Raw genomic sequence first — 2,129 nt, 5'->3', positions numbered from 1 at the left:
CGTCCGCACCGCCGATGGCAGCCACGGGAGCCGTGCCGGAGACAGTCTCCTGCTTTGCGGGCTGTTCTTCGGCTTTCGTTTCAGCGGCAGCGGCGGCAGCTTCTTTGGCAGCCCCTTCTGCCTTGCCGGAGAACTTGAAAGGAACTTGTGTGGGCGGCAGGCAGTTTTCATCGTTGCAAGCGCCATATTCCAGATAGCCTTCTATCTGATAAGCGCCACCCGTCAACTTCAGCTTCTGCACAAATTGCGCCGTATTCTCAAAATAGCGCACCTTCATTTCGAACAACTTATCGAAAGTAGAGATTTCCTTGCCTACGGGCTTCAGTTTGCCAACCACTTCCGCTCCGAATATTTTCTCCACATTGAAAGTCGCCGAGATAGGCCCTCCATCGCCCAAGTCGGTGGAATAGACATGCCAGCCCTTGTCAATAGCAGCCGTAAAAACGACCTCCGCTTCATCGGCAGCCAAAATCTTCAGTTCGGAATTGAACTTGACGGGGTCTTGTATCTGTGCCTGCACCGCCACAGCGAAGAGCAACAGAACGAAAGGGAACAGTAATTTCTTCATGTTCTCTGATTTAATTTTTAATTTTCAATTATCTCGTAGTCCACGCAGGCACGGCTCTCTTTCACAGCTGCGATAAGCTTGCCGGCAGCTACATGGTCGGGATGGGTAGCATAGTATTTCACGTCATCCAACGTATCGAACTCACTGTAAAGAGCGATGCTCCAAGCCTCGGCAGGATTGATGTTCAATCCGACTTCAATCTTGCGGATAACGGATATTTTAGCCGGAAGCGCTTCGATAGCTGCCTTGAAACTGTTCATCGCAGCCAACTTTTCGTCAGCCGGTGCCTCATCTTTTAACTTAAATAATACAATGTGCTTTACCATAACTTTGCCATTTAAATGATTTATCACTATATTTGTCAGCCTAAGCGGCTGTTTTAACAACTGCAAAAATACTGGTTTTGTTTCAAATATACACTTAAACGGATGTTAATAATAGGAATTGCAGGCGGAACCGGCTCGGGAAAGACCACCGTCGTACGTAAAATTATCGAAAGCCTACCGGCTGGTGAAGTGGTATTGTTGCCACAAGACTCTTACTACAAGGACAGCAGCCATGTGCCCGTGGAAGAACGGCAGAACATCAACTTCGACCATCCCGACGCTTTCGAGTGGAGCCTTCTTTCCAGGCATGTCGCCATGCTGCGCGAAGGAAGAAGCATAGAACAGCCCACCTACTCATACCTGACGTGTACCCGGCAGCCCGAAACCATCCATATCGAGCCCCGGGAAGTCATCATCATAGAAGGTATCCTTGCCTTGTGCGACAAGAAGCTGCGAAGCATGATGGACCTCAAGATATTTGTAGACGCTGACCCCGACGAACGCCTAATTCGTGTAATCCAGCGTGACGTGGTGGAACGCGGACGCACGGCCGAAGCCGTCATGGAGCGCTATACACGCATACTAAAACCCATGCACCAGCAATTCATAGAGCCCTGCAAACGATACGCCGACCTCATTGTGCCGGAAGGCGGAAACAACCAGGTGGCCATTGATATATTGACCATGTACATCAAGAAGCACTTGGGGAGTTAATTTGTAATGGAGAATTGATAATGGAGGATTAAGAACGCACTAAACCCTATGAGATATGAACAGCCTGTTTTCTTTCGCCAGACATAAATCATCCATTATCAATTCTCCCGTCCCAATTATCTTGCTGTTGTTGTTGTGCTGCATCGCAGGATGCCGTGGAGGACATCCTGCCGAAAAAGAAGAAGCGGATGACCTGCAACAGATAAAGGACAGCGGAGAACTGGTCGTATTGACACTGTACAGTTCCACTTCCTACTTCATCTACCGTGGCCAGGACATGGGATTCCAGTATGAGCTGAGCGAACAGTTTGCCAAGAGCCTGGGAGTGAAGCTGAGAATAGAGGTAGCCCGGAATGTGCACGAACTCATAGAGAAGTTGCTGGCAGGCAAGGGAGACCTCATAGCCTACAACCTTCCCATCACCAAGGAATGGAAAGACAGCCTGCTTTATTGCGGCGAAGAGGTCATCACGCACCAAGTCATCGTGCAACGTAACGGCGGACGCACCAAACCACTGAAAG

General features: G+C 49.5%; 4 protein-coding genes. 2 read left to right on the top strand and 2 right to left on the bottom strand.

Annotation, left to right across the window (positions count from 1 at the left end; all coding sequences use genetic code 11):
• Positions 1-568: protein-disulfide reductase DsbD domain-containing protein (locus ABUA47_RS13665; protein WP_410520186.1), on the bottom strand; the 568-nt coding region annotated here is incomplete at its 3' end.
• A gap of 17 nt (positions 569-585) precedes the next feature.
• Positions 586-894 (bottom strand): Dabb family protein, encoded by a 309-nt coding sequence (locus ABUA47_RS13660; protein ID WP_008665385.1) that lies wholly within the window; start codon positions 892-894, stop codon positions 586-588.
• 102 nt (positions 895-996) lie between these two features.
• Here ABUA47_RS13660 and udk point away from each other — a divergent pair, with 102 nt between their 5' ends.
• Both udk and ABUA47_RS13650 read left to right on the top strand, forming a co-directional pair.
• Positions 997-1,608 carry a uridine kinase gene (gene udk, locus ABUA47_RS13655; protein ID WP_005831829.1) on the top strand — a complete coding sequence of 204 codons (612 nt, stop codon included), beginning with the start codon at positions 997-999 and terminating at the stop codon, positions 1,606-1,608.
• Between the two features lie 55 nt (positions 1,609-1,663).
• Positions 1,664-2,129, top strand: a 466-nt coding sequence (locus tag ABUA47_RS13650) for a transporter substrate-binding domain-containing protein (RefSeq protein ID WP_349831677.1), incomplete at its 3' end; no start/stop codon positions are given.

It is taken from the genome of Bacteroides sp. RTP31139st1_H2_RTP31139_211217 (assembly GCF_040227615.1).
In the GTDB taxonomy this organism is placed as follows: Bacteria; Bacteroidota; Bacteroidia; order Bacteroidales; family Bacteroidaceae; genus Bacteroides; species Bacteroides uniformis.
The sequence above is the reverse complement of the archived record's forward strand: the minus strand, read 5'-3'. Positions and strand labels throughout refer to the sequence as shown.

What these genes read in the sequence shown, in the direction of transcription:
- ABUA47_RS13660 (WP_008665385.1), bottom strand. Translation starts at nt 894, where the DNA reads ATGGTAAAGCACATTGTATTATTTAAGTTAAAAGATGAGGCACCGGCT.
- udk (WP_005831829.1), top strand. Translation starts at nt 997, where the DNA reads ATGTTAATAATAGGAATTGCAGGCGGAACCGGCTCGGGAAAGACCACC.